Source organism: Bradyrhizobium altum, from assembly GCF_020889705.1.
Classification (GTDB): Bacteria; Pseudomonadota; Alphaproteobacteria; order Rhizobiales; family Xanthobacteraceae; genus Bradyrhizobium; species Bradyrhizobium altum.
On the sequence record NZ_JACMYP010000063.1, the window covers coordinates 16,931 to 35,308 of the forward strand.

The window sequence follows — 18,378 nt, forward strand, 5'->3', positions numbered from 1 at the left end:
TCGAGTTGAGCCCACGCCGAGTTCGAAGGTTAAGAACGCACCTTGACGTGGTTCAAGCCGTTCTCGCATTCGACGCCACCGGGTTAGGTGGCCGCGAGCATCTTAGCGACCAGACAGACTCCATACGCTTGCGCCTTGGACAAATCCGGCGGCGAGTTCATCCCGGAGAACGGTGGAGGCCTGGGTGCGGTTGGCGAAGCGCGCGAAGAGGGCTAAATGATCGCGTCTGCTAACGGCAATCCGCGGGTTGGAACTCGAAAACTCGCTCTTGGTTATGCCCTCAGCGCAACTCTAATGAAGACTTCAGTGTGTTGGATAGCATGGCATGACAAGCGACAGCCAAGTCTCTAAACCAAGCAGTCCAGCTCAACGTGCTGCTGAGGAAGCCTTCGCACAGCCCAAGCCGCGCCTGTCGGAGTACGCTGAGGAGCAACAAGCGCTCGATGTGAACCGGGAACGGCTCAAGCAGGAACGGCTCGCCCGTGAGGCAGGGAGGCATACAGTTGTTGTGCCCACTCCCGAGCTGCCGGACGACACCCCTCTTGCGGATGTCCGTCTGTCAACACGCATACAAAATGCTCTCAAGGCTGCTGGCTTCAGCACGGTCGGTGAGGTCCGGGAAGCTTCTGACGCGACCCTTCTCACCTTGCAGGACCTAGGCAAGAAATCGGTGTCCGACTTGCGCGCCACGCTAGGCCTGCCGTCGTCGGATGGAGTCCGGCCTCGCTAACGTCATCCTCCGCGTTGAGAAGCTGCCGGTCGGAGGCACGAAAGCTGCTGCCCTAGGGGTCTCGAGGAGGAGCTCTTGCTCAAGTTGTTGTTTGCGCCCGGCGCGTCAGCCGTCCCTGAATAACCGGAGGCCCCAGACGTTCCGCGGCCACTTGACGGCCGCCACCACGGCCTCCCCTTTGCTCGGCAATTCTCCAGGCATTCCGGCAAGTGCGTCAGTTGGGATCTGTCCGCGCCTTCGACGAAGCGCACCTTCTGTATCCCCATAGGAAATGGAGAATTCCATGACTCGTGCTTTTCACAAGGAGGGTCACTAGGGGCTGATGGGACATCACCCGGCGAGCCCCTTAATGAGCACATGGCCTACAAACGCGCTGGCCCGGGCGTACCTTGAGCCGTCGGGAGACAGTCACAGCTCGATGCGACGGCCGATCTCAACCAGCTCTTTGCTGGGAATCCTGAAGCGGTCCACCGCATGCGCCGAGTTTCTGGACATGAAAGCAAAGAGAGCGACGCGCCACCGAGTCAGCCAGGGCCGCTTCGGGCGGCTCACCGCATCGTAGCGCTCGATATAGAAGGTAGGACGATCCCAGGCCGGAAGCCCTTCACGTCTCGCCGCGCTTATCGCTGAAGGCAGATCCGGGATTTCCACGAAGCCAAAATGCACGGTCATGTGCCAGAGGCCTTCGCTCAGCTTCTCGCATTTGATACGATCGGCTGGCCGAACGCGCGGGATGCTCTCAAAGCTCACCGAGAGTGCAACGACCGTCTCGAATAGCGAACGCGTTTGCCTGACGTAGTTCACGATGATGGGCGGCATTCCCTTGCCGAGCCGCGTCAGGAATATGCCCGTGCCCGGCACGCGGTCTATGTCTTCCGCGGTCAAGCGGGCCAGAAAGGCGCCGGGGGTTTCGGAATGGATGGCATTGCGCCTGTGCAGGGTGGTGATACCGGAATGCCAGGTGATCATGACAATGAACACCAGGAGGCCGAAGGTGAGCGGGATCCAGCCGCCCTCGAACAGCTTCAAGAGGTTGGCGGCAAAGAAATTGAGATCGACGCTGAGCAAGACGACCGCGATCGCGACCGATTGCCATAGCGGCCAGTGCCATCGCCTGCGCATCACTTCGAACAGCAGGATAGTGGTGAGAACCATCGTGGTCGATACCGCCGTTCCGTAAGCGCCAGCAAGCCGATCCGACGTTCCGAATGCGACCGTGAGAACGATGGTCATCACCATCATCGTCCAGTTCACGAACGGAACGTAGATCTGACCGTATTCGTCGGCCGATGTCTGCCGAATGCGGACGCCCGGAAACCAGCCGAGCTGCATCGCCTGACGCGTCATCGAGAAGGAGCCGGTGATGATGGCCTGGCTGGCGATGATGGTGGCCAGGGTGGCAAGCGCCACCAGAGGGTAGAGCGCCACGGACGGAGCCAGTTTAAAGAACGGGTTGGAGTCGAGGTCTGGCGACGCAATGAAGGTGGCCACCTGCCCCGCATAACTGAGAATTAGCGTGGGCAGCACGATGCAGTACCAGGCGATGCGGATCGGAGCGCGACCGACATGGCCCATGTCCGCGTAGAGCGCTTCGCCGCCCGTCAGAGCCAGAAACACGCCACCGAGCACGGCGAAGCCGAGAAAGCCATGCGTCGTCAGGAGATGAATCCCATAGACCGGATTAAGTGCGGCCAGCACTTCGGGGTGGTTAAAAACGCCAAATACACCCAGCCCTCCGATACTGATGAACCACAGCAGCATGATTGGTCCGAAGGCCTTGCCGACCGAGGCCGTACCCCGATTTTGCAAAGCAAACAGGCCGAGCAGGATCACAACGGCAATCGGCATCGTATAGGGCTTGAAAATCGCCGTGGCCACATTCAGGCCTTCGACGGCGCTGAGCACGGAGATCGCGGGCGTGATGATCCCGTCGCCGTAAATGAGGGCGGCGCCGAAGAGGCCCGCGATCAGCAACCAACGGCCTCGCCCGGACCAGCGCGCGCCCGTCATGGCCATCAGCGCCAATATGCCGCCTTCACCGTGATTGTCGGCGCGCATGACAAGTAGGCTGTATTTGATCGAGATCGTGACGATCAGAGACCAGAACACCAGTGACAGTGATCCAAGCGCGGCCTCGGCGTCGAACGCGCGGCCCATCAGATGCACGATCGTCTGCAGCGTGTAGAGCGGACTGGTGCCCAGATCGCCATAGACGATGCCGAGCGCGAGCAGGGTCGTCGCGCGGCTTGGGGAAGGCTCTGTACGCCTATGAGGCTGTCCGGTGAAAGTGGTTCCCGCGGAGAGCGCCGCGGTCGATGCGTAGGGCATGGGATCAAAGCTCCCGGAGGGAAATCAGAGCATGCGGTTGCCAATCAGGGTGTCTTGTCGTTCTCATTTCTTGGCGCGCATGACGATAGCGAGCGGGGCCTCGGTCTGGCCAGCGTTTTGGCCGCAACTGGCGCCTGTGGTGCCCAACTGCGACCTGGACGCGGCGTGAGATGAGGATCCGCTCCCATTCGGAAAGTCCCATCGTGGAGCTCGAGGATCGTTCCAGGTGGCGAATCCGTTCTCGCCGACTTGCGTCTCACCCTGTACTGGAAACCGGACACCGACTTCAGCCTCGCCGGGGCGGGCGATGGCGTCGTCTCCCGTGCATTCGTCGGTGGTGGCGCAAAAGTCTGCGTGATACTCGCACGCGAACGCCGGCCTATTGGGACGTCACGAACGAAAACCAAGGACAGCTGAGTCAGGTCGCAAGCGAGGAGGAAAAGCCATGTCAACAGCCAAGAAACCTCTCAACCCGATGATTTTCCGGTCCACGCGGAAGGTGAGAAAGTCAAGAGACAGGATGGTGGTCCCATTGCGGAAGCAGACGACCCGGCTGTCGCGGAGGACGTAGCCGAGCGCCTCAATGACGACGAGGCGAGACGCGAAGAGGACAAGTGGTCGGCATGATCGTGTTGCCGGCGATGTCTTCGATCGTCGACACAGTCTAGGTAAGCGTCCCGATGAGTTTCAGTCCGGCCGCTTGGAGGGTCTGCTTCCGGGCCCGGGCAAGGTCGAACCATGCTGCCGCCACCACGCAACGATCGTTACACCGGCATCCGGCACCATTTGAGGGTGCAATCCTTTCGCGCCTTGACGGTCCTCCTTTCTTGGGGGCTCATCGTCGCCGCGTTCTACGAAAAGCCTGAATTGTTGACCGGCATCCAGGATACAGCGTGCTCGAAAGTTTCGGCGACAACATTCCTCCGCCTTGGGGACCTCGCATTGAATTCGTCTTTCGAGAGATCGGCGGGTTCAACTGGCTGCAGATCACCTTGATCGTTGTCGGGCTGCGGATCGTGTTGTTTGGCGTCGCCAGCAAATGGCGGATGCTACGCGGCCGACGGTGACTTCGCGACCTGCGGCGCCGAGGGCGCTGGTCGACGGCAGTCGGATGTTCTACGCCCCTCGCTCACGTCCCAGGTGCCGTTGCGCTTCGGAACCGAAAAGGCGCTCCCGGGCAGCGCTGCGGGTTGGCAGGGGGACCGAGGGACTGGAAACCCATCCCAAGGCTGGTAACCGACTTCGCTGACGATGAGCGATCGCGGAACTACAATCCAACTATGCGCGCAGCAGGAACGACCGCCTCGGGATCGAATTGATCTCGCGCAAAAACATCGCGACGGCCGGCAAGCTTATTTCCGGGTGTCCGGGTATGAGGAAAGGCGACGTTACCTGCCCTGACTGTGGCGCCGGCTACTGCCGGATCGAGCTCGAGTCCCGGAAGGGCGAGCCCGGGCAGTACAAGTGTCGGATCTGCGACCGATCCCTCGAGGTATTCGACGGATCCACCGAGATAAGCTACCGCCTCACCATTGAGCCTTCTGACTGGCGGCCGCAACGAACTTAGACATGACCGAAGACCTGGACCTGGCGACCGCGATGAAGCGGTTGAGCCTGACCGGGCCGTCAACCTGTAAAGGCTTGCGGCCGATGAGGACGATCCGGCGTTCAAAGCCCAGATCGAGCAGGCCGCCGCCTACCGGAGCTTGCGGCTCGGCGGGTGAAGGAAGCGGGCTCCCTAGCCCTCCGGAATTGACCAAGTCGTCGCTTGAGAGCTGTTCGTTCGGTCTCAGCAGCCAATGCTGCCCTTACCCCTTAGCGAGCCTGTCCTTTACCTCTTCCACAGGCCACTTTTGATCCGCAGGTATTACCCGAACCGGGCCATCTTCGCTAACGAGCGCGTGCGAAGGGGGGCCATCGCTCAGTTTCAATACTGTGAGATCGGTCTCCGGCTTCCATAGGACGGTGATATCGAGATCGCCGGGAAAAATTCGCCATCGCGAGCCGTCTTCCAGCTCCACTATGTGACCTTCTGCATGCGCTTTTATCTTCATCGAGTGAGACCGACGTTGCGCTCGATCGTCTTTAAGTGTGTCAAGCCCGAAACCACCGATCTCTTTTCGTCCAGCTCTCCAGCCGCGATCTGACCGAAGTGGTCCGTAACCGCTTTGCGAGCTTGGACCTGATCGCAATGATCCAGGTCCTTCATCTGCTCAAAAACCGCCATGGTGCGCTCGATGGCGGCGGCTCCAACCCTTTCGTCCGGTGTCATGACCAGAGCTCCAAAATGACCTAACGAGACACGGGACCTCACAGTTCCCTGACGCTGCTTTCCACCCCCGCTGGAGTAGCATTAGACGCTAAGCTCGGACTGCGAATGCCTCCCAGCCAAGCCCGACAAAGGCGACATCGGCGCGGCTGGAGCGCCGGGCCAGCAGGGTCAGCCAGGCCCTCCCGGACCTCCAGGCAAGAACGGCAAGGATGCCGTCGTATATGATCATTTGCTCCTCGGAGCCGTTCAGGTCGCACTAGTCGCGGCCGGCGGCTCGACCATCAATCACATCCGATCGTCGATGTGCGAATGGTGTGCGACCAGAATTGCAACTGCTGGCCGACGCGCTATCGGGAGCGCCGGCCGGCACTGGCCGATCGCCCGATCTGGCCTGTGAGCCGCCCGCAACTGACCGCCCTGCTCTCGGCCATTACAACGGTCACGCTTCGACCTCCGGGGCGGGAGGCGAAGGGGGGCATCAAGGGCGCGATCGTCGGCGGCGTCGCCGGCCATTGGCAGGCCAAGGCAAGCTCGGTGCGGCTGCGGGTTGTGTTGTCGGTCATCACGAGGCCAACAAGCAGAACGCGACCATTTCGAACGCTGCTGCGGATCAGGAGAGCCGGCCGCCAGTTCCGCGAGTAGCGCTCCTATACTGCCTTCGAGGACGAAGCTGTATTCGTCCTCGCGATGATGCCGGTGCATGGGAGCCGCCAAGGCGCGCGGCTGCATCGGGGTGCTCGACGAGCGCAAAACGTTTGCCGGCATCTTCCCCTTCGACGAGGAAGCGGGCGCTGGTCCCTCAAAGAATTGCGAGGTGAGGAGCACCATGGCAACACCGAGAGTTCTCCGGCCCGGCTGACGGCCACCTCACCCTCATAGCCGTTGCGCAACCAGAACCATCGTATTCGCCGCATCCGGTCCGATCAACGGAGGAAGCTTGGCCCCAGCGCCGTTGACATGCGGCAAGCGCGGCGAGGCGGTCCCGCGGATTATGGTTCGTCAACTCGGCGCATCGCTTTTCGCGTCCTTTCCGCTCGATGCGACCCGCGAACCCTGGGCTTTCTCGACCGATGGCTGAACCTGCCGAACTTCCGCGTGCATGGCACGGTGCTCGAGATAGAGTTCGCCGGCGACCAGCATGACACCGGCACAAGCCAGTCCAAAAGCGGCGGCGACGAGATCTCTGTAATCATCCATGGCTTCGATCGAACGTGGCGACACTTTTGACACCAGCATCGGCGGCTGATTTTATCACCGCGAAGGTGCGGCACGACAGCGGTGGTGGGGTTGTCACGGAGAGGAAGGCGCGCCCGACACGCCTGGGCTGCCGCGAAACAGAATGTTGCCCGCGCCACTCCTCTCCGTAGGTCTCAACTGGCGATTTCTATATCCCGCTGCGGGGGCCTCAGAGATCCTTCGAGCAACCGCCAAACCTGCGGAGATCTGAGCGGGTCATCGATCCAAGCCGAAGGGGGTCGAGCCCGAGGGGGCTGCGCGAATCTTGCTACCCATCTGTGCTCGAACCTGTTCAATACATGCCGAGGCAATCGGATGTGAGCCATGGCCCGCCCTCCTCAAGCTGCCAGGGCCCGCGAGGTCGACCGGAGACGGCACGGTTTGCCGCCGGGCGGATTGCGGGGGCCGCCGTCCAGATCGCACAGGGCCTCGAGGATCTCGTCGATCGTGACCGGTGCTTTCAATCCGGCCGGTGCCCGCAACGAGGGGCACGAAGCGATGGCCGATGCGTCGGACGCCCATGACGCCAGAATTGCGCGCTTCTCTGAGGTCAACAGCGAAGGGTCCGCCAGCACGTCCCTCGGATGTTCGAACACGGTCCCGGGATGCAGGAGCGCGTTGATGTCGATGACGTTGTCGTCGAAAGCGGTCGTCGGCCGCATGATCTCCTCCATTCTATAGACGAAGCCGGGGCCGCGCGTCGGCGACGCGCGGCATGGAGCAAGTGGATGAGAATTAGGCCGCTTTGGCCTCGATCTGGTGCACGTTGCCGGAAGACGGCGTTGCGCCGTTGATCGCGATGCGCCGCGGCTTCATGGCTTCCGGGATTTCCCGCACCAGCTCGATCTTGAGCAAGCCGTTGTCGAAGGCCGCGCCCTTCACCTGGACGTAGTCCGCCAGGTTGAACTGACGCTTGAAATGACGGGTTGAGATCCCCCTGTAGAGGAATTCGCGCTCCGTCTTCTCTGTCTTGCCGCCTTCGATCGTGACGACGTTCTGCTCGGCCGTGATCGAGATTTCATCCGGCGAGAAACCGGCCACCGCCAGCGTGATCTGGTAACGGTCTTCGCCGAGCCGCTCGATGTTGTAGGGGGGATAACCTTCGTCGGTGGCCCGCTGAGCCGTCTCGGCGAGGTCGAACAGACGGTCGAAGCCGATCGTCGACCGGAACAGGGGCGAGAAGTCATAAGTGCGCATAGCCAAATCCTCCAAAGAGCAAGATGGGTATGAGGCACCGGACACGACCGGTGCCCGTCTCAGGTCCGAGGCCCCGGAGGGCACCTCGGACGCCACCCGAAGGTGACGCGGAAAAAATTAGCAAAACCGGTTTTGGTTTCAAGAGGGGGAATGAAAAATTCGATCGAGCCTCAGGCGATGCCGATCAAGTCCCGCAGCGTGGCGATGAGCTCCGCGCCAAGATAGGGTTTCGGCAGGAACACGCTCCCTGCCGGCAATTCATCTCTCGCGGCTCGCACATGGCCCGACGTCGCGACTATCTTGATCGGCGGCCAGCGGTCACGGACGAACCGGGCAAGCTTCAACCCGTCCATCGAACCTGGCATCTGGATATCGGTGAAAACGAGGTGGATGTCGGATCGGGCCGACAGGATTGCGATGGCTTCGTCGGCATTGGCCGCCGGGACGACTTCGAAACCCCCATTCTCCAAAACCTCGACGGAATCCATGCGTAGCAGAAATTCGTCTTCGACGATCAGGATGACGGGCTTCACCTTCGGCATTTCGGTACGAACCTCCGAAGTCCAAAGCGAAGCGGGAAGGATTCGTTCCGAAAAGGGGGCCTTACAAACCCGCAATCATGGGTTGGCTGGAATTCGCAACCCTACTTGCGTGGCAGCCGAACCGTAAACGTCGTGCCGGTTGGTTCCTCGGATTTGACGGCGATCTCCCCACCATGGGCCTCGACGATCAGCTTCGCGATGTAGAGCCCCAGGCCGAGATGGGAGTGCTCGCCCGTATCCTGGATTGGCCACGCATCCACGATTGAAAAATGGTCTTCTGGGCTTCCGCGGGAATGGGCGGGCCGGGATTGTGAACGCTCACGCGGAGTGTCGCCGGATCGGTCCCCGTGATCGCGACCGTGACGGGACCGGATGCGTCACTGTACTGGATCGCGTTCCCGATCAAATTGGACATCACCTGCCCCATCCTCGCGGCGTCCCACATCCCGGTGGGATCCCCGTGGTGCGTGACCTCGATCGTCTGCTTCTCGTGAATGCCACGCAGTTCGTTGGCAATCGACTGGCACAGCGAAAGCATGTCGGTTTGGGCTTTCTTGACAGGAAGATCGGTTCCGAAAGACGCGCGGGTGAGATCGAACAGATCATCAAGGATCCGGGTGGCCCGGTCCGTCGTACTGACCAGTTCGGACACCATCTTCGGGTGCTTCGGATCGGTGGGGCCCGCGCGCTTCATCCATTGGGCTGCCATCGACGCCGCCCCGATGGGATTCCGCAGGTCGTGACCGAGGATACCCAGGAACAGATTCCGGGAATTGTTGATGGTCTTGGTGTAATGGGCCACGGACTCCGCGACAGCCTGGTCGATCGCCTCGTTGAACCGGGTGAGGTCATCGAGGTCCGTGCCGGCGAGGTTTTGTTGATGGGCTGCCCATTGCTTGACGACGCTGGCCCGCAGCGCCCGATATTCCGAAACCATCTGATCGATGTCGAAGCCATCGGCTAGACGAAGCGCCGCGTGGATCTCGGCCGCGCTCCTGCGAAACGGTCCGTCCCTGTCGGCCAGGCCCCGCGACTTGTCCATCTGCTCGGACGGGCTTTGCTCGGACTCCAGGTCGTTGGCCACGAACTTAAGGATGTCGACGATATGATCCTGGAGCGCCAGCCGCGACATTCCGTCGCTCGCGGGCGTCCTGGTCCGGGCGAATTCGGTCCATTCGTTGATGATAGCGGACTCGTTTTGCCGGATGAAATCCGCCAGCCTCAGATGTGCGGTGGGCTGGTGTTCCTTGCCGGTCATGTCACCCCCGCACTCGCTTTCATAAAGACTGCACCTGTGGCTCTTCAGCCTAGGCTCATAGTGGAGCAGATACCAGTCAGCCGATCCGCTTGAGATCGCGCAGTCTTGGGCTCCACCCAGGGCGTCCGGACCATCGACGCGCCTTCGCGACATCTCTCCGAATGCGAGGAGGCCAGTTGATTGCCGTCGGTCGGGCGGACACTCTGGACATTTGTCGCCGATGGAATCCAGAACGTCGCCGACCTCCTCGACGGCCTGGTCGGCGGAGATGCCGCGCGGCGGGTCCGGTTTGGCCGCGTCAAACGCTCGGTCACGGGCGTGCGGGTCGGCGCGGTCCTTCGCCCAGCCGTTCTCCTCGCATTCGTGGACGGCGCCCGCCTCCTGCAGCACGCCGATCGCCCAGCCCTGCAGTGGCCGGATCGCCGGTCATCGTTCCTTCATCAGCATCGAGATTGCTCCTGCCTGGACGAACCCTTCCGCCCACCCGGTCGTTCCGGGCGGTTAGCACGGGTCAGGGATTCGCAATCGGCAGGACTGAATCTTGTCCCCTTTTCCGCAGGGTCTGTGCAAAAGATCGCTAGGTCAACTGTCTGATCTTCCACTATCCGCGGCGACTATCCGCAGCGGCCGCCGCACCTTCACAGCTTCGTCCGGGGACTCGTCTTGGTCAGGCCCGCAACAAGCGGAGCGTATGTGGAGAGCCTGTCGGTTAGGAACTCGGTGAAGAGCCGCACGCGCTTCGTCTTGCGGGTCTCGCCCTTCGTGAGAAGCCAAAGCGTGCCGTACATGTGCAGGTCGCTGCCCGGCACTCTCGCCAGCAGAGGGTCTGCATCTCCGACGAAGCAGGGCGGCGTCGTGATTCCTAGTCCTTGCCGTACGGCGGCGATCTGAGCCTCGGCGTCGGTTACCCTAAACGGAACCCGTGCGGTGCGGACCTCGCCTTCGCTGGCACAGTCCGGAATGCCATGCGTGCTGATGACGATCCAACGCGCGGGATCGGGCGCGCCTGAGCGCGATGCGGCGCGTCGCTCGGGGACATGTAGACGCCTCCGAACACTTCCGGCCCTTTCAACCATGAAGGTTGAGCGGCAGGGTCCTGCGGTCGTAGACGACGCGGATAGCGACATCGGCCTCCCAGTTGGTCAGGTTGACCAACTCACCCGATGCCAAGATGTCCATTTCGATGTCCGGATGCAGACGTGCGAACTCGGCGAAGTCCGGCATGAGCAGATGCGTCGCGAGAGGCGGCGCCAACGTCACCCGCAGAAGCCCGCGTACGCTCCCGTCAGGCGGTAGCCCGAAGGTAGCTTCTCGAACAAGTGCGCGCCGAGCCGTTCCTCCAATTGGGCGACGCGCCGCAGCACTTTCGCATGGTTCACGCCTACGCGTTCGGCGGCCGCCCTCACCGAGCCTCCGCTCGCAACGGCGAGGAAATAGCGAACGTCATCCCCGTCGATCATGGTGCAATCCGGCACCGGTTCGTGCCCATTCAGAAACACTATGTAGCACACCGAACAACAGAAATTGGGCGATTTCTCTGGCTTTCACGGCAAAAAAGCCCAATTCCAGACGGCCGGATGCCGGGAGTCCCGGCCGGAGCCACGGGCCTCCTATCCGGTTCGATTTCGCACCAGCGATGTGCGCGTTTGCGCACTCAAAGCCGGACGCAGCCGGGCTTATTTCGACGAGAACGCGGGGACGTCCCCGAACCATCAAAAGCAGAACCTAGGAAGATGTCATGGGAAAGTTGGACAATAAGGTCGCAGTCATCACGGGCGGATCGAGCGGGATGGCGCTGGCGAGCGCCAAGGTGTTCGTCGAAGAAGGCGCCTACGTTTTCATTACGGGCCGGAGGCAGGAGGCGCTCGACGAAGCCGTCAGGTTGATCGGCCGGAACGTGACCGGTGTGCGCGGCGACGCGGCCAATCTCGACGACCTCGACCGCCTGTTCGACACGGTCAAACGGGAAAAGGGTAAGATCGACGTCCTGTATGCGAGCGCCGGCATCGGCGAAGCCGTCCCGCTGGGCGAGATCACCGAGAAGCATTTCGATGCGACGTTCGGGCTGAACACGCGCGGAACTCTGTTCACCGTGCAAAAGGCTCTGCCGCTGTTGAGCGATGGCGCATCAATCTTCATGACTGGATCGGTCGCTTCGCTGAAAGGCTTCCCCGGCTACAGCGTGTATGCGGCGAGCAAGGCGGCGTTGCACGCCTTCGCACGCGGGTGGCTCAACGAACTGAAGGCCAGGAATATTCGGGTGAACGTGCTGCATCCGGGGCCGATCGCCACACCGATGCAGGACCAGGTTCTCACCGAGGAAGCGAAGCGAATGTTCGAGTCGCTGATCCCGCGCGGAACGATGGGTCGTCCCGAGGAGATCGCGGCGGCCGCGCTGTTTCTGGCTTCGGACGATTCGAGTTTCGTGAACGGGCTGGAGTTATCCGTGGACGGCGGCTTCTCGGCCATCTGATTTCGCGCCGCATTACATCGGAGGTCACCTATGTACCCCTCATCGAAACAATCCGAGTTGATCCGTTTCTCGCGTGTCGGTGCGGGCTCCACCGTCATCGATGTCTACCCGGGCGATGGCGATTGGACCCGCCTCTTCTCCGACATCGTGGGGCCCGAAGGACGCGTCTACAGCTTCGTGCCGGCGGAAGTCGCCCATTTCAAGAACGATCCGGTCGGGCGGATGCAGACGCTGGCGAAGGAGCCGGGCCGAGAGAACGTGGAGGCGGTTTCCGCGGATCTCGTGACGTTCCATGGCATCGCCGGGCCGGCGGACGTCTTGTGGCTGCACCTGTTCTACCACGATCTCCACACCGACCTGATCCAGGCCAAGGGTGCGACGGCGGCCGGCTTCAATCGGGCCGTTTATGAGCTTCTCAAGCCCGGCGGCTCCTACGTCATCGTCGACCACGCCGCCGCCGCGGGGACGGGTACGGGCGACACCCGATCGCTGCACCGGATCGACCCGGCCTCCGCCCGCGCGGAGGTGGAAGCGGCCGGCTTCGTGCTGGACGAGAAAAGCACCATGCTCGCGAACAAGGGCGATACGCACTCAATCAAGGTGTTCGACCCCTCGATCAAGGGCGAGACCGATCGCTTCGCCTACCGATTCGTGAAGCCCAAAGCGTGAGCGACGGCGATCGATAAGCCGGGACCGCACATGCCCCCCACAACCACCCGACGAGAAAGACCTTCCATGACCGCCGCGTTTCCGAACCACTCGCTCGACCAGATCTTCCGTTCCGCCCGCACCTTCAACGACTGGACCGATCGTCCCGTCGATGACGCGAAACTGCGCGAGATCTACGATCTCATGAAGTGGGGGCCGACGTCCGCGAACGGCAGCCCCGCGCGTTTCGTCTGGGTGCGTAGCGCCGAGGGCAAGGCCAAGCTCGCCGCTCTCGCCATGGAGCCGAACAGGCCGAAGGTTTTGAAGGCTCTCGTCACCGTCATCGTCGGCCACGATCTGGATTTCGCCGGCGAGCTCCCGAAGCTCATGCCTCACAGCGCCGAGATGATGCAGCAGTATTTCGCGTTGCCGGGCGTGGCGGAGTCCACGGCAATGCGGAACGGGACGCTGCAGGGCGCCTACCTCATCATCGCCGCGCGGGCGTTGGGCCTGGACTGCGGCCCCATGTCCGGCTTCGACAACGCCGGCGTAAACGAGTCGTTCTTCGCGGGCTCGCGGATCCGCTCGAACTTCATCTGCAGCATCGGCCACGGCGATCCGGCCTCCGTATTCCCACGCAACGCCCGCCTTAGTTTCGAGGAAGCAGGCCGCCTCGCGTAGGCGGCCTGCTTGGCGCCGGCGATCGGATGAATCGAAAATGGAGATCTCCATGAGCATCGAAGAGAATGTTCAGACCGTGAAGGATTTTCTTGCCGCGTTGAGCCGCGGCGAACTTCAAGCGCTGCTGGCGCTGTCCGCCGAAGACATCGAGTGGATCATTCCGGGCAAGGACTGGGCGCTGGCAGGCACACACCGCGGGCACGCGGGACTGACGAGCTTGCTCAAGAAGGCTTCCGAAACGACCCAGATTTCCTACCCGAAGCCGCCGGAATTCGTGGCGCAGAAAGACCGCGTTATCGTCATCGGCTTCGCCATGGGGACGGTCGTAGCTACGAAGAAGCCGTTCGAGGATCATTGGGTCTTCGCCATGACCGTTCGGGAAGGAAAGCTCGCGCAAATCCGGGAGTACATCGACACGCAAGCGCTGGCGCGAGCCTCCGAGACAGACGCTCCCCGGACTTAAGCTCGTCCGGTCTGTACCCCAGCCGGTGTGGGACGCTACGTCGCCGGCGCGGGATCTTCCTTCACGCCGCGGGCGACGACCCGCAGCGCCCCGTCCGGAAGCGGTCGCTGCAGCTTGAGCGCCTCTTGCGCCGGCGCGGTCATCCAGGTCTCGATCTCTCCGGCGTCAGGATCATGGGCATCGCCTTGGGATGGATGGCGCCGACCTCGGCGTTTGGCTCCGTGGTCAGGAAAGCGAAGATGTCGTTGGTGGGCTCGCCTTCCTTGACCCACGCCGAGGCAGGAGGACTAAGTCCGCCGTCCGCCGCTTCCTCGGCGTCTTTGAGCAGCGTCTTGCGGGGCGTGCCCATCTGCGCAGGTCGAGGACCTGGCTCGCGCGCGCGGCTACGGGAAAGTCAGCCGGTACTTCTCTCTACGTCACCGGCATCACCCAGGACCAGCTCCCCGGCGCCCCCAAATACGCCGACGAAGGCAGTTGGAATTGGAGCGACCCGGCGACAACGCGCTCGGTGAATGCCTATTACGGTGTGCCGGTGGCTTGAGGCGGCACGACACTTTGGCGCCTGGCTGCCCGACGGCGAAGCTCGCTCTTCTGCCGACCACGGGCCAACCTACCGCCGCACCCGGCTCGAGCGAGGAGTCCTGAAAGTGAGTGATGCCTTGCGTGTTCTGGCCGTGGAGGATGAAGCTCTGATCGCCAGCTTCGTCGAGGATGCCTTGTCGGATGGCGGTTTTGAGGCCTGCGGCTTTCTTACGGAATCTCAGAAAGCTAGGGTCTTAACCTGTTTTGAATTTCGCGGCCTAACCTTCCCGCTTCCATAAGAATAAATCCCAGCGCCGCCGGAGGGTGGCGCTGGGACTTTTGATGAATGAACCGGGCTTGGCAGGGCGGCTCACTCACGGGGTTGTCTAATTTTCTGAGCCCGTGACCGTTCCTGCGGTGGCTTAATTTGATCTGGCGATAGAGCCCCGCCAAAAAATAAGTCCCAGCGCCCCGGGGAAGGCGGCGCTGGGACTGAGTGCGAAGGCGGACTTTGTGTGGGCAGGATTGACGCCCTCGCCAATTGCCTAATTTTCCCGACATTGAATCGTTCCTATCGAGTGGCCTGTTTTGATTTTGCGAGTGGCCTATTTCGGCCAGTACCGAGTCAAGGGGGCCAGACGAGTTTCCGGTCGCGCAGCAGCCGGCGACAGATGAATCTCGGGGACGAGGGGATGGTGAGTCGGAACCGCCCGCCCCCCGTTCGTCTTTAGTCCGAAGTCCCATACCCGGAGCGTTGCGTTCACCATGGCACCTAGCGAACTGGAAGGGCTTTTTGCGACTTTCACTCGTCACCTGTCCCGTCGCGCTCTACCCCGCGACATCGGAGAGCGAGAGGATCTCGTTCAATCAACTCAACCGGGCGACCGGGCACCGGATCAAATACCTGAAGGTCGACGCCGACACCGGCGATGAGGTCGCCAACGAGGACATCGTCAAGGGTTACAAAGTCGATACCGACACCTTCATCGAGGTGACCAAGGAAGAGCTCGAGAACGTCGCGCTGGAGTCGACCCGGACGATCGAGATCGACGAGTTCGTCGACCGCAGCGAGATCGCCCCCCGGTACCTGATCCGCCCCTACTGCCTCCGTCCGGACGGCAAGATCGGGCACGACGCCTTCGCGGTGATCCGCGAGACCATCCACGAGATGGACAAGGTCGCCATCGGTCGCCTGGTGCTGACCAACCGCGAGCACATCATCGCGCTCGAGCCCCTGGACAAGGGCCTGATGGGTACGCTGCTGCGCTATCCCTACGAAGTGCGCGATCCCAAGGAGTATTTCGACGAAATCCAGGACGTCAAAGTGACCAAGGACATGCTCGACCTCGCCCGGCATATCGTCGAGCAGAAGGCCGGCAGCTTCGAGCCCGAGAAGTTCGAGGACCAGTACGAAAGCGCCTTGGTGGAGCTCATCAACCAGAAGCGCGTCGGCAAGCCGATAACGCCGAAGGAGCGCCCGCGTGGAGAGAACGTCGTTGATCTGATGGACGCGTTGCGCAAAAGCGTAGGTGGTGCATCGGCCGAAACCATGGCCCAGAAGAAGCCGCCCAAGAAGGCCAAGAAGGCGGCAGCTGGTCAGAAGGAAATGCTGATGCCGATCGCAGGCAAGAAGGCGGCCGCCAAGCAGACAGCGGCGAAGAAGCCTGCGAGGTCGCAGCGGAAGTCCGCGTGAAGCACCCGGTGACGCCGGATGGACGCTACTTCGTCGTCCGCGGTCGCCTTTGGAGGATGGCCAATCCGGAACTGGAAGAGGACGAACGTTCGAGGTTGGTCAAGCGGCTTATGACGGCCAGGCGCGCGGTCCGGGATGCGAAGGCCGACAAGGACCAGGATGCCGAAGCCGCTGCGCATCGCGCCGTGGACGAAGCCAAGCGAGCGCTGGGTGAGCGGGGACCGGTCTGGTGGACGGATGGTGCTGCGGATTTCAATCGTCACATGGCGAAAAACACGCCCTACGCCGCGTTGTACGCCAAGCTCTCGCCGTCCCGCAGTTGAGCTCCGGACATGCCGCGAAAACTGAAGACCTACCAGACCTCGCTCGGCTTCTACGATCTCGCGATCGCGGCGCCGTCGATGAAAGCGGCGCTCGAGGCGTGGGGCGCGGGCAGCAACCTCTTCCATCAGGGCTTCGCCAAGGAGATCGATGATCCGGACGTCGTGGCCGTGACGAGGGCGAAGCCGGGCGTCGTGCTGAAGCGGCCGGCCGGATCGATCGGGCAGTTCGCCGAGCATGCCGAACTGCCCGATCTGGACGGGGAAGCGGGAGGTCCGAAGAGGAGCCGCCGTGCCGAGCCAAAGGGGCGACCGGCCCACAAGATTAGCGTCGAGGACGCACGCAGGGCAGCGGCGGAGTTCGAGCGCGAGCAGAACCGGCGGGATTCCGAGCGCCGGAAGGAAGAGGCGGCGCGGGAGAAGGCCGGGGCCAGGCGAGAGAAGCTGATCGCGAAAGCGCAGGAGGCGCTGGACGCCGCACAGCGCCGCCACGAAGAACGGTCCGAGATCCTCGATGCCGAGCGGCGCGACGTCGAGAAGCGAATCGAGGCCGAGGACACGCGCTGGGAGAGCGAGAAAAATCAGGACGGACGTTGAGCGGGCGCGATCTGAGAGATAAGGGAAGCCTCGCTCATTTCGAACAACGCAAGAGTTCAGTGCGGCCTTGGGAGCGGGCTTCCTGGAAAGCGAACCCCGAACCGCTGCATGAGGCTTGGAACGCTGCTCATGTCCATGTCGAGCGCGTAGCTCGCGCAAAGCGCCGCAAGCCGCTGCGGATCGGAAGGGCCGCCCGCCAGCTCCGCCCCCAGCTCGCGAAAGTAATTTTCGAAGCCCGCGGGGGATATGATTTCCAATACCCGGGCGGGAGCGTCGCCTGCGTTCCAAAAGGTACGCCATTGTTCGCGCGGCTTGAAGATCAGGTCCCCGGCTTGCCGATCACCACGGAATCTCCGAGCAGCGCCCCGATGCTGCCTTCGAGGACGAAGCTGTATTCGTCCTCGCGATGATGCCGGTGCATGGGAGCCGCCAAGGCGCGCGGCTGCATCGGATGCTCGACGAGCGCAAAACGTTTGCCGGCATCTTCCCCTTCAACGAGGAAGCGGGCGCTGGTCCCTCCAAGAACTGCGAGATGGCCGTCAGCCGGGCCGAGAACTTTCGGTGTTGCCATGGTGCTCCTCACCCTCATCCGTCGCGCAGCTAGAACCATCGTATTCGCCGCACCCGCTTCGATCAACGGAGGAAGCCCTGCCCACGGCGTCACGGACCACGTTTCGAAGCGTTCAGCGAAAGCGGCGGAAGAATCGCTCGCCTGGAAACGTCTCTTTCCGGCCGCGCGGGGGAACGCTTCTTAATAACCGAATTCGAGAAAAATAGGAACATCGTCGCCAGAAGCATGTTGTGCCGGGCCACTACTGGAGGACGACATGAATAAGAAACTTTTGCTTTTGCTGACGGCTGCTTCGCTTCTGGCCGGTCCGTCGTTTGCGCAAAACCCGCCGGCTACCGATCGACCCAACAACAACGCGGTTAACAGCTCCGGCCAGAAAAATTCGAACAAGCCCGTATCAGGCGCCAACAGCTTCACCGAGGGCCAAGCCAAATCGAAGATTGAGGAAGCCGGCTACACCAACGTCACGTCCCTGAAGAAGGACGGCAACGGAGTGTGGCGCGGGAAGGCCAGCAAGGGCGGCGCGTCGACCGACGTCAGCCTGGACTTCCAAGGCAACGTGAACGCGGCCAAGTGACCGAGCGCGCAGCGGCAAACACAGAGAAGGATTCGATATGACCGTTACGATTTCACGCCTCTACGACAACTATTCCGACGCGCAACGCGCGGTGACGAGCCTGGAGGCGGCGGGCGTGCCGCACTCGGACTTGAGCATCGTCGCCAACAATTCCGACAGTTGGTACAGCGCCGACAAGAAGGTCGATCGCGATCGCGACGGGGTCGACGATCGTGCCGAAGGCGCGGCTACGGGAGCGGGCGTCGGCGCGGGCCTCGGCGGCGCAGCCGG

Annotated in this window: 22 protein-coding genes and 4 pseudogenes; 14 read left to right on the top strand and 12 right to left on the bottom strand. The window is 62.2% G+C overall.

The genetic code is table 11. From position 1 onward, the window contains the following. Positions 1-325: 325 nt before the first annotated feature. Positions 326-730 carry a DNA-directed RNA polymerase subunit alpha C-terminal domain-containing protein gene (locus H8B02_RS17570; RefSeq protein WP_229167385.1) on the top strand — a complete coding sequence of 135 codons (405 nt, stop codon included), beginning with the start codon at positions 326-328 and terminating at the stop codon, positions 728-730. 408 nt (positions 731-1,138) lie between these two features. On the opposite strand, the gene H8B02_RS17575 is transcribed toward H8B02_RS17570, so the two are convergent. Continuing rightward, positions 1,139-3,058, bottom strand: a complete 1,920-nt coding sequence (locus H8B02_RS17575) for a potassium transporter Kup (RefSeq protein WP_229167386.1) — start codon at positions 3,056-3,058, stop codon at positions 1,139-1,141. Between the two features lie 893 nt (positions 3,059-3,951). On the opposite strand from H8B02_RS17575, the gene H8B02_RS17580 reads away from it, so the two are divergent. Next, the gene (locus H8B02_RS17580; protein ID WP_229167387.1) at positions 3,952-4,125 is read left to right on the top strand and encodes a hypothetical protein; all 174 of its coding nucleotides are present in this window, start codon (positions 3,952-3,954) and stop codon (positions 4,123-4,125) included. Between the two features lie 983 nt (positions 4,126-5,108). On the opposite strand, the gene H8B02_RS17585 is transcribed toward H8B02_RS17580, so the two are convergent. Beyond that, positions 5,109-5,330, bottom strand: coding sequence for a hypothetical protein (locus H8B02_RS17585; protein WP_229167388.1), 222 nt, complete (start codon positions 5,328-5,330; stop codon positions 5,109-5,111). 309 nt (positions 5,331-5,639) lie between these two features. Here H8B02_RS17585 and H8B02_RS17590 point away from each other — a divergent pair, with 309 nt between their 5' ends. Then, on the top strand, positions 5,640-5,972 hold the full coding sequence (locus H8B02_RS17590; RefSeq protein WP_229167406.1) for a hypothetical protein: 333 nt from the start codon (positions 5,640-5,642) through the stop codon (positions 5,970-5,972). A 357-nt stretch (positions 5,973-6,329) separates the two neighbouring features. Here H8B02_RS17590 and H8B02_RS17595 read toward each other — a convergent pair whose 3' ends face one another. The 8 genes and pseudogenes from H8B02_RS17595 to H8B02_RS17625 all read right to left on the bottom strand — a co-directional run bounded on the left by H8B02_RS17595 (position 6,330) and on the right by H8B02_RS17625 (position 11,023). Beyond that, positions 6,330-6,566: a hypothetical protein gene (locus tag H8B02_RS17595; RefSeq protein WP_229167389.1), complete on the bottom strand. Its 237-nt coding sequence runs from the start codon at positions 6,564-6,566 to the stop codon at positions 6,330-6,332. A gap of 338 nt (positions 6,567-6,904) precedes the next feature. Next, complete coding sequence (locus tag H8B02_RS17600) at positions 6,905-7,228, bottom strand: hypothetical protein (protein ID WP_229167390.1); 324 nt, start codon at positions 7,226-7,228, stop codon at positions 6,905-6,907. A 73-nt stretch (positions 7,229-7,301) separates the two neighbouring features. Then, positions 7,302-7,763 carry a small heat shock protein HspD gene (gene hspD / locus H8B02_RS17605; RefSeq protein ID WP_229167404.1) on the bottom strand — a complete coding sequence of 154 codons (462 nt, stop codon included), beginning with the start codon at positions 7,761-7,763 and terminating at the stop codon, positions 7,302-7,304. 170 nt (positions 7,764-7,933) lie between these two features. Continuing rightward, a complete protein-coding gene (locus H8B02_RS17610) occupies positions 7,934-8,305 on the bottom strand; it encodes a response regulator (RefSeq protein ID WP_229167391.1) in 372 nt (123 codons plus the stop codon). A gap of 101 nt (positions 8,306-8,406) precedes the next feature. Then, positions 8,407-8,565 (bottom strand): sensor histidine kinase, encoded by a 159-nt coding sequence (locus H8B02_RS48540; protein WP_312000992.1) that lies wholly within the window; start codon positions 8,563-8,565, stop codon positions 8,407-8,409. Then, positions 8,493-9,716: a histidine kinase dimerization/phospho-acceptor domain-containing protein gene (locus tag H8B02_RS17615; protein WP_312000994.1), complete on the bottom strand. Its 1,224-nt coding sequence runs from the start codon at positions 9,714-9,716 to the stop codon at positions 8,493-8,495. Before H8B02_RS17615 ends, H8B02_RS48540 begins: the two co-directional genes overlap by 73 nt. 36 nt (positions 9,717-9,752) lie before the next feature. Then, positions 9,753-9,983: pseudogene (locus H8B02_RS17620) on the bottom strand (hypothetical protein); the annotation flags it as partial. Positions 9,984-10,201: 218 nt separating this feature from the next. Next, a pseudogene (locus H8B02_RS17625) lies at positions 10,202-11,023 on the bottom strand (LysR family transcriptional regulator). Positions 11,024-11,301: 278 nt separating this feature from the next. On the opposite strand from H8B02_RS17625, the gene H8B02_RS17630 reads away from it, so the two are divergent. The 4 genes from H8B02_RS17630 to H8B02_RS17645 all read left to right on the top strand — a co-directional run bounded on the left by H8B02_RS17630 (position 11,302) and on the right by H8B02_RS17645 (position 13,828). Further along, a complete protein-coding gene (locus H8B02_RS17630; protein ID WP_229167392.1) occupies positions 11,302-12,036 on the top strand; it encodes an SDR family NAD(P)-dependent oxidoreductase in 735 nt (244 codons plus the stop codon). Between the two features lie 30 nt (positions 12,037-12,066). Beyond that, positions 12,067-12,705, top strand: coding sequence for a class I SAM-dependent methyltransferase (locus H8B02_RS17635; protein ID WP_229167393.1), 639 nt, complete (start codon positions 12,067-12,069; stop codon positions 12,703-12,705). Positions 12,706-12,771: 66 nt separating this feature from the next. Then, on the top strand, positions 12,772-13,365 hold the full coding sequence (locus H8B02_RS17640; protein WP_229167394.1) for a malonic semialdehyde reductase: 594 nt from the start codon (positions 12,772-12,774) through the stop codon (positions 13,363-13,365). Between the two features lie 49 nt (positions 13,366-13,414). Next, entirely contained in the window at positions 13,415-13,828 is a 414-nt protein-coding gene (locus tag H8B02_RS17645; RefSeq protein WP_229167395.1) for a nuclear transport factor 2 family protein, read from the top strand. Between the two features lie 35 nt (positions 13,829-13,863). Here the strand turns inward: H8B02_RS17645 and H8B02_RS17650 are convergent. Continuing rightward, positions 13,864-14,096, bottom strand: a pseudogene (locus H8B02_RS17650) (SOS response-associated peptidase family protein); the annotation flags it as partial. Between the two features lie 144 nt (positions 14,097-14,240). On the opposite strand from H8B02_RS17650, the pseudogene H8B02_RS17655 reads away from it, so the two are divergent. The 5 genes and pseudogenes from H8B02_RS17655 to H8B02_RS17675 form a co-directional block, all read left to right on the top strand. After that, positions 14,241-14,369 (top strand): annotated as a pseudogene (locus H8B02_RS17655) (PRC-barrel domain-containing protein); the annotation flags it as partial. A gap of 106 nt (positions 14,370-14,475) precedes the next feature. Further along, complete coding sequence (locus H8B02_RS17660) at positions 14,476-14,649, top strand: response regulator (RefSeq protein WP_229167396.1); 174 nt, start codon at positions 14,476-14,478, stop codon at positions 14,647-14,649. Positions 14,650-15,104: 455 nt separating this feature from the next. Further along, a complete protein-coding gene (ku, locus tag H8B02_RS17665) occupies positions 15,105-16,043 on the top strand; it encodes a non-homologous end joining protein Ku (RefSeq protein ID WP_229167397.1) in 939 nt (312 codons plus the stop codon). After that, entirely contained in the window at positions 16,040-16,366 is a 327-nt protein-coding gene (locus H8B02_RS17670; RefSeq protein ID WP_229167398.1) for a hypothetical protein, read from the top strand. The genes ku and H8B02_RS17670 overlap by 4 nt, the downstream gene beginning before the upstream one ends. A gap of 9 nt (positions 16,367-16,375) precedes the next feature. Beyond that, on the top strand, positions 16,376-16,960 hold the full coding sequence (locus tag H8B02_RS17675; RefSeq protein ID WP_229167399.1) for a cell envelope biogenesis protein TolA: 585 nt from the start codon (positions 16,376-16,378) through the stop codon (positions 16,958-16,960). A gap of 319 nt (positions 16,961-17,279) precedes the next feature. Here the strand turns inward: H8B02_RS17675 and H8B02_RS17680 are convergent, their stop codons facing one another. Continuing rightward, positions 17,280-17,531 carry a cupin domain-containing protein gene (locus H8B02_RS17680; RefSeq protein ID WP_229167400.1) on the bottom strand — a complete coding sequence of 84 codons (252 nt, stop codon included), beginning with the start codon at positions 17,529-17,531 and terminating at the stop codon, positions 17,280-17,282. 256 nt (positions 17,532-17,787) lie between these two features. Between H8B02_RS17680 and H8B02_RS17685 the strand changes: the two genes are divergently transcribed. Together H8B02_RS17685 and H8B02_RS17690 are read left to right on the top strand one after the other, a co-directional pair. Beyond that, on the top strand, positions 17,788-18,108 hold the full coding sequence (locus H8B02_RS17685) for a hypothetical protein (RefSeq protein ID WP_229167401.1): 321 nt from the start codon (positions 17,788-17,790) through the stop codon (positions 18,106-18,108). Positions 18,109-18,145: 37 nt separating this feature from the next. Further along, a partial coding sequence (locus tag H8B02_RS17690; protein ID WP_312000993.1) for a general stress protein occupies positions 18,146-18,378 on the top strand: 233 nt, incomplete at its 3' end.

What these genes read in the sequence shown, in the direction of transcription:
- H8B02_RS17570 (WP_229167385.1), top strand. Translation starts at nt 326, where the DNA reads ATGACAAGCGACAGCCAAGTCTCTAAACCAAGCAGTCCAGCTCAACGT.
- H8B02_RS17575 (WP_229167386.1), bottom strand. Translation starts at nt 3,058, where the DNA reads ATGCCCTACGCATCGACCGCGGCGCTCTCCGCGGGAACCACTTTCACC.
- H8B02_RS17585 (WP_229167388.1), bottom strand. Translation starts at nt 5,330, where the DNA reads ATGACACCGGACGAAAGGGTTGGAGCCGCCGCCATCGAGCGCACCATG.
- H8B02_RS17590 (WP_229167406.1), top strand. Translation starts at nt 5,640, where the DNA reads ATGGTGTGCGACCAGAATTGCAACTGCTGGCCGACGCGCTATCGGGAG.
- H8B02_RS17595 (WP_229167389.1), bottom strand. Translation starts at nt 6,566, where the DNA reads ATGCTGGTGTCAAAAGTGTCGCCACGTTCGATCGAAGCCATGGATGAT.
- H8B02_RS17600 (WP_229167390.1), bottom strand. Translation starts at nt 7,228, where the DNA reads ATGCGGCCGACGACCGCTTTCGACGACAACGTCATCGACATCAACGCG.
- hspD (WP_229167404.1), bottom strand. Translation starts at nt 7,763, where the DNA reads ATGCGCACTTATGACTTCTCGCCCCTGTTCCGGTCGACGATCGGCTTC.
- H8B02_RS17610 (WP_229167391.1), bottom strand. Translation starts at nt 8,305, where the DNA reads ATGCCGAAGGTGAAGCCCGTCATCCTGATCGTCGAAGACGAATTTCTG.
- H8B02_RS17615 (WP_312000994.1), bottom strand. Translation starts at nt 9,716, where the DNA reads ATGTCGCGAAGGCGCGTCGATGGTCCGGACGCCCTGGGTGGAGCCCAA.
- H8B02_RS17630 (WP_229167392.1), top strand. Translation starts at nt 11,302, where the DNA reads ATGGGAAAGTTGGACAATAAGGTCGCAGTCATCACGGGCGGATCGAGC.
- H8B02_RS17635 (WP_229167393.1), top strand. Translation starts at nt 12,067, where the DNA reads ATGTACCCCTCATCGAAACAATCCGAGTTGATCCGTTTCTCGCGTGTC.
- H8B02_RS17640 (WP_229167394.1), top strand. Translation starts at nt 12,772, where the DNA reads ATGACCGCCGCGTTTCCGAACCACTCGCTCGACCAGATCTTCCGTTCC.
- H8B02_RS17645 (WP_229167395.1), top strand. Translation starts at nt 13,415, where the DNA reads ATGAGCATCGAAGAGAATGTTCAGACCGTGAAGGATTTTCTTGCCGCG.
- H8B02_RS17675 (WP_229167399.1), top strand. Translation starts at nt 16,376, where the DNA reads ATGCCGCGAAAACTGAAGACCTACCAGACCTCGCTCGGCTTCTACGAT.
- H8B02_RS17680 (WP_229167400.1), bottom strand. Translation starts at nt 17,531, where the DNA reads ATGGCAACACCGAAAGTTCTCGGCCCGGCTGACGGCCATCTCGCAGTT.
- H8B02_RS17685 (WP_229167401.1), top strand. Translation starts at nt 17,788, where the DNA reads ATGAATAAGAAACTTTTGCTTTTGCTGACGGCTGCTTCGCTTCTGGCC.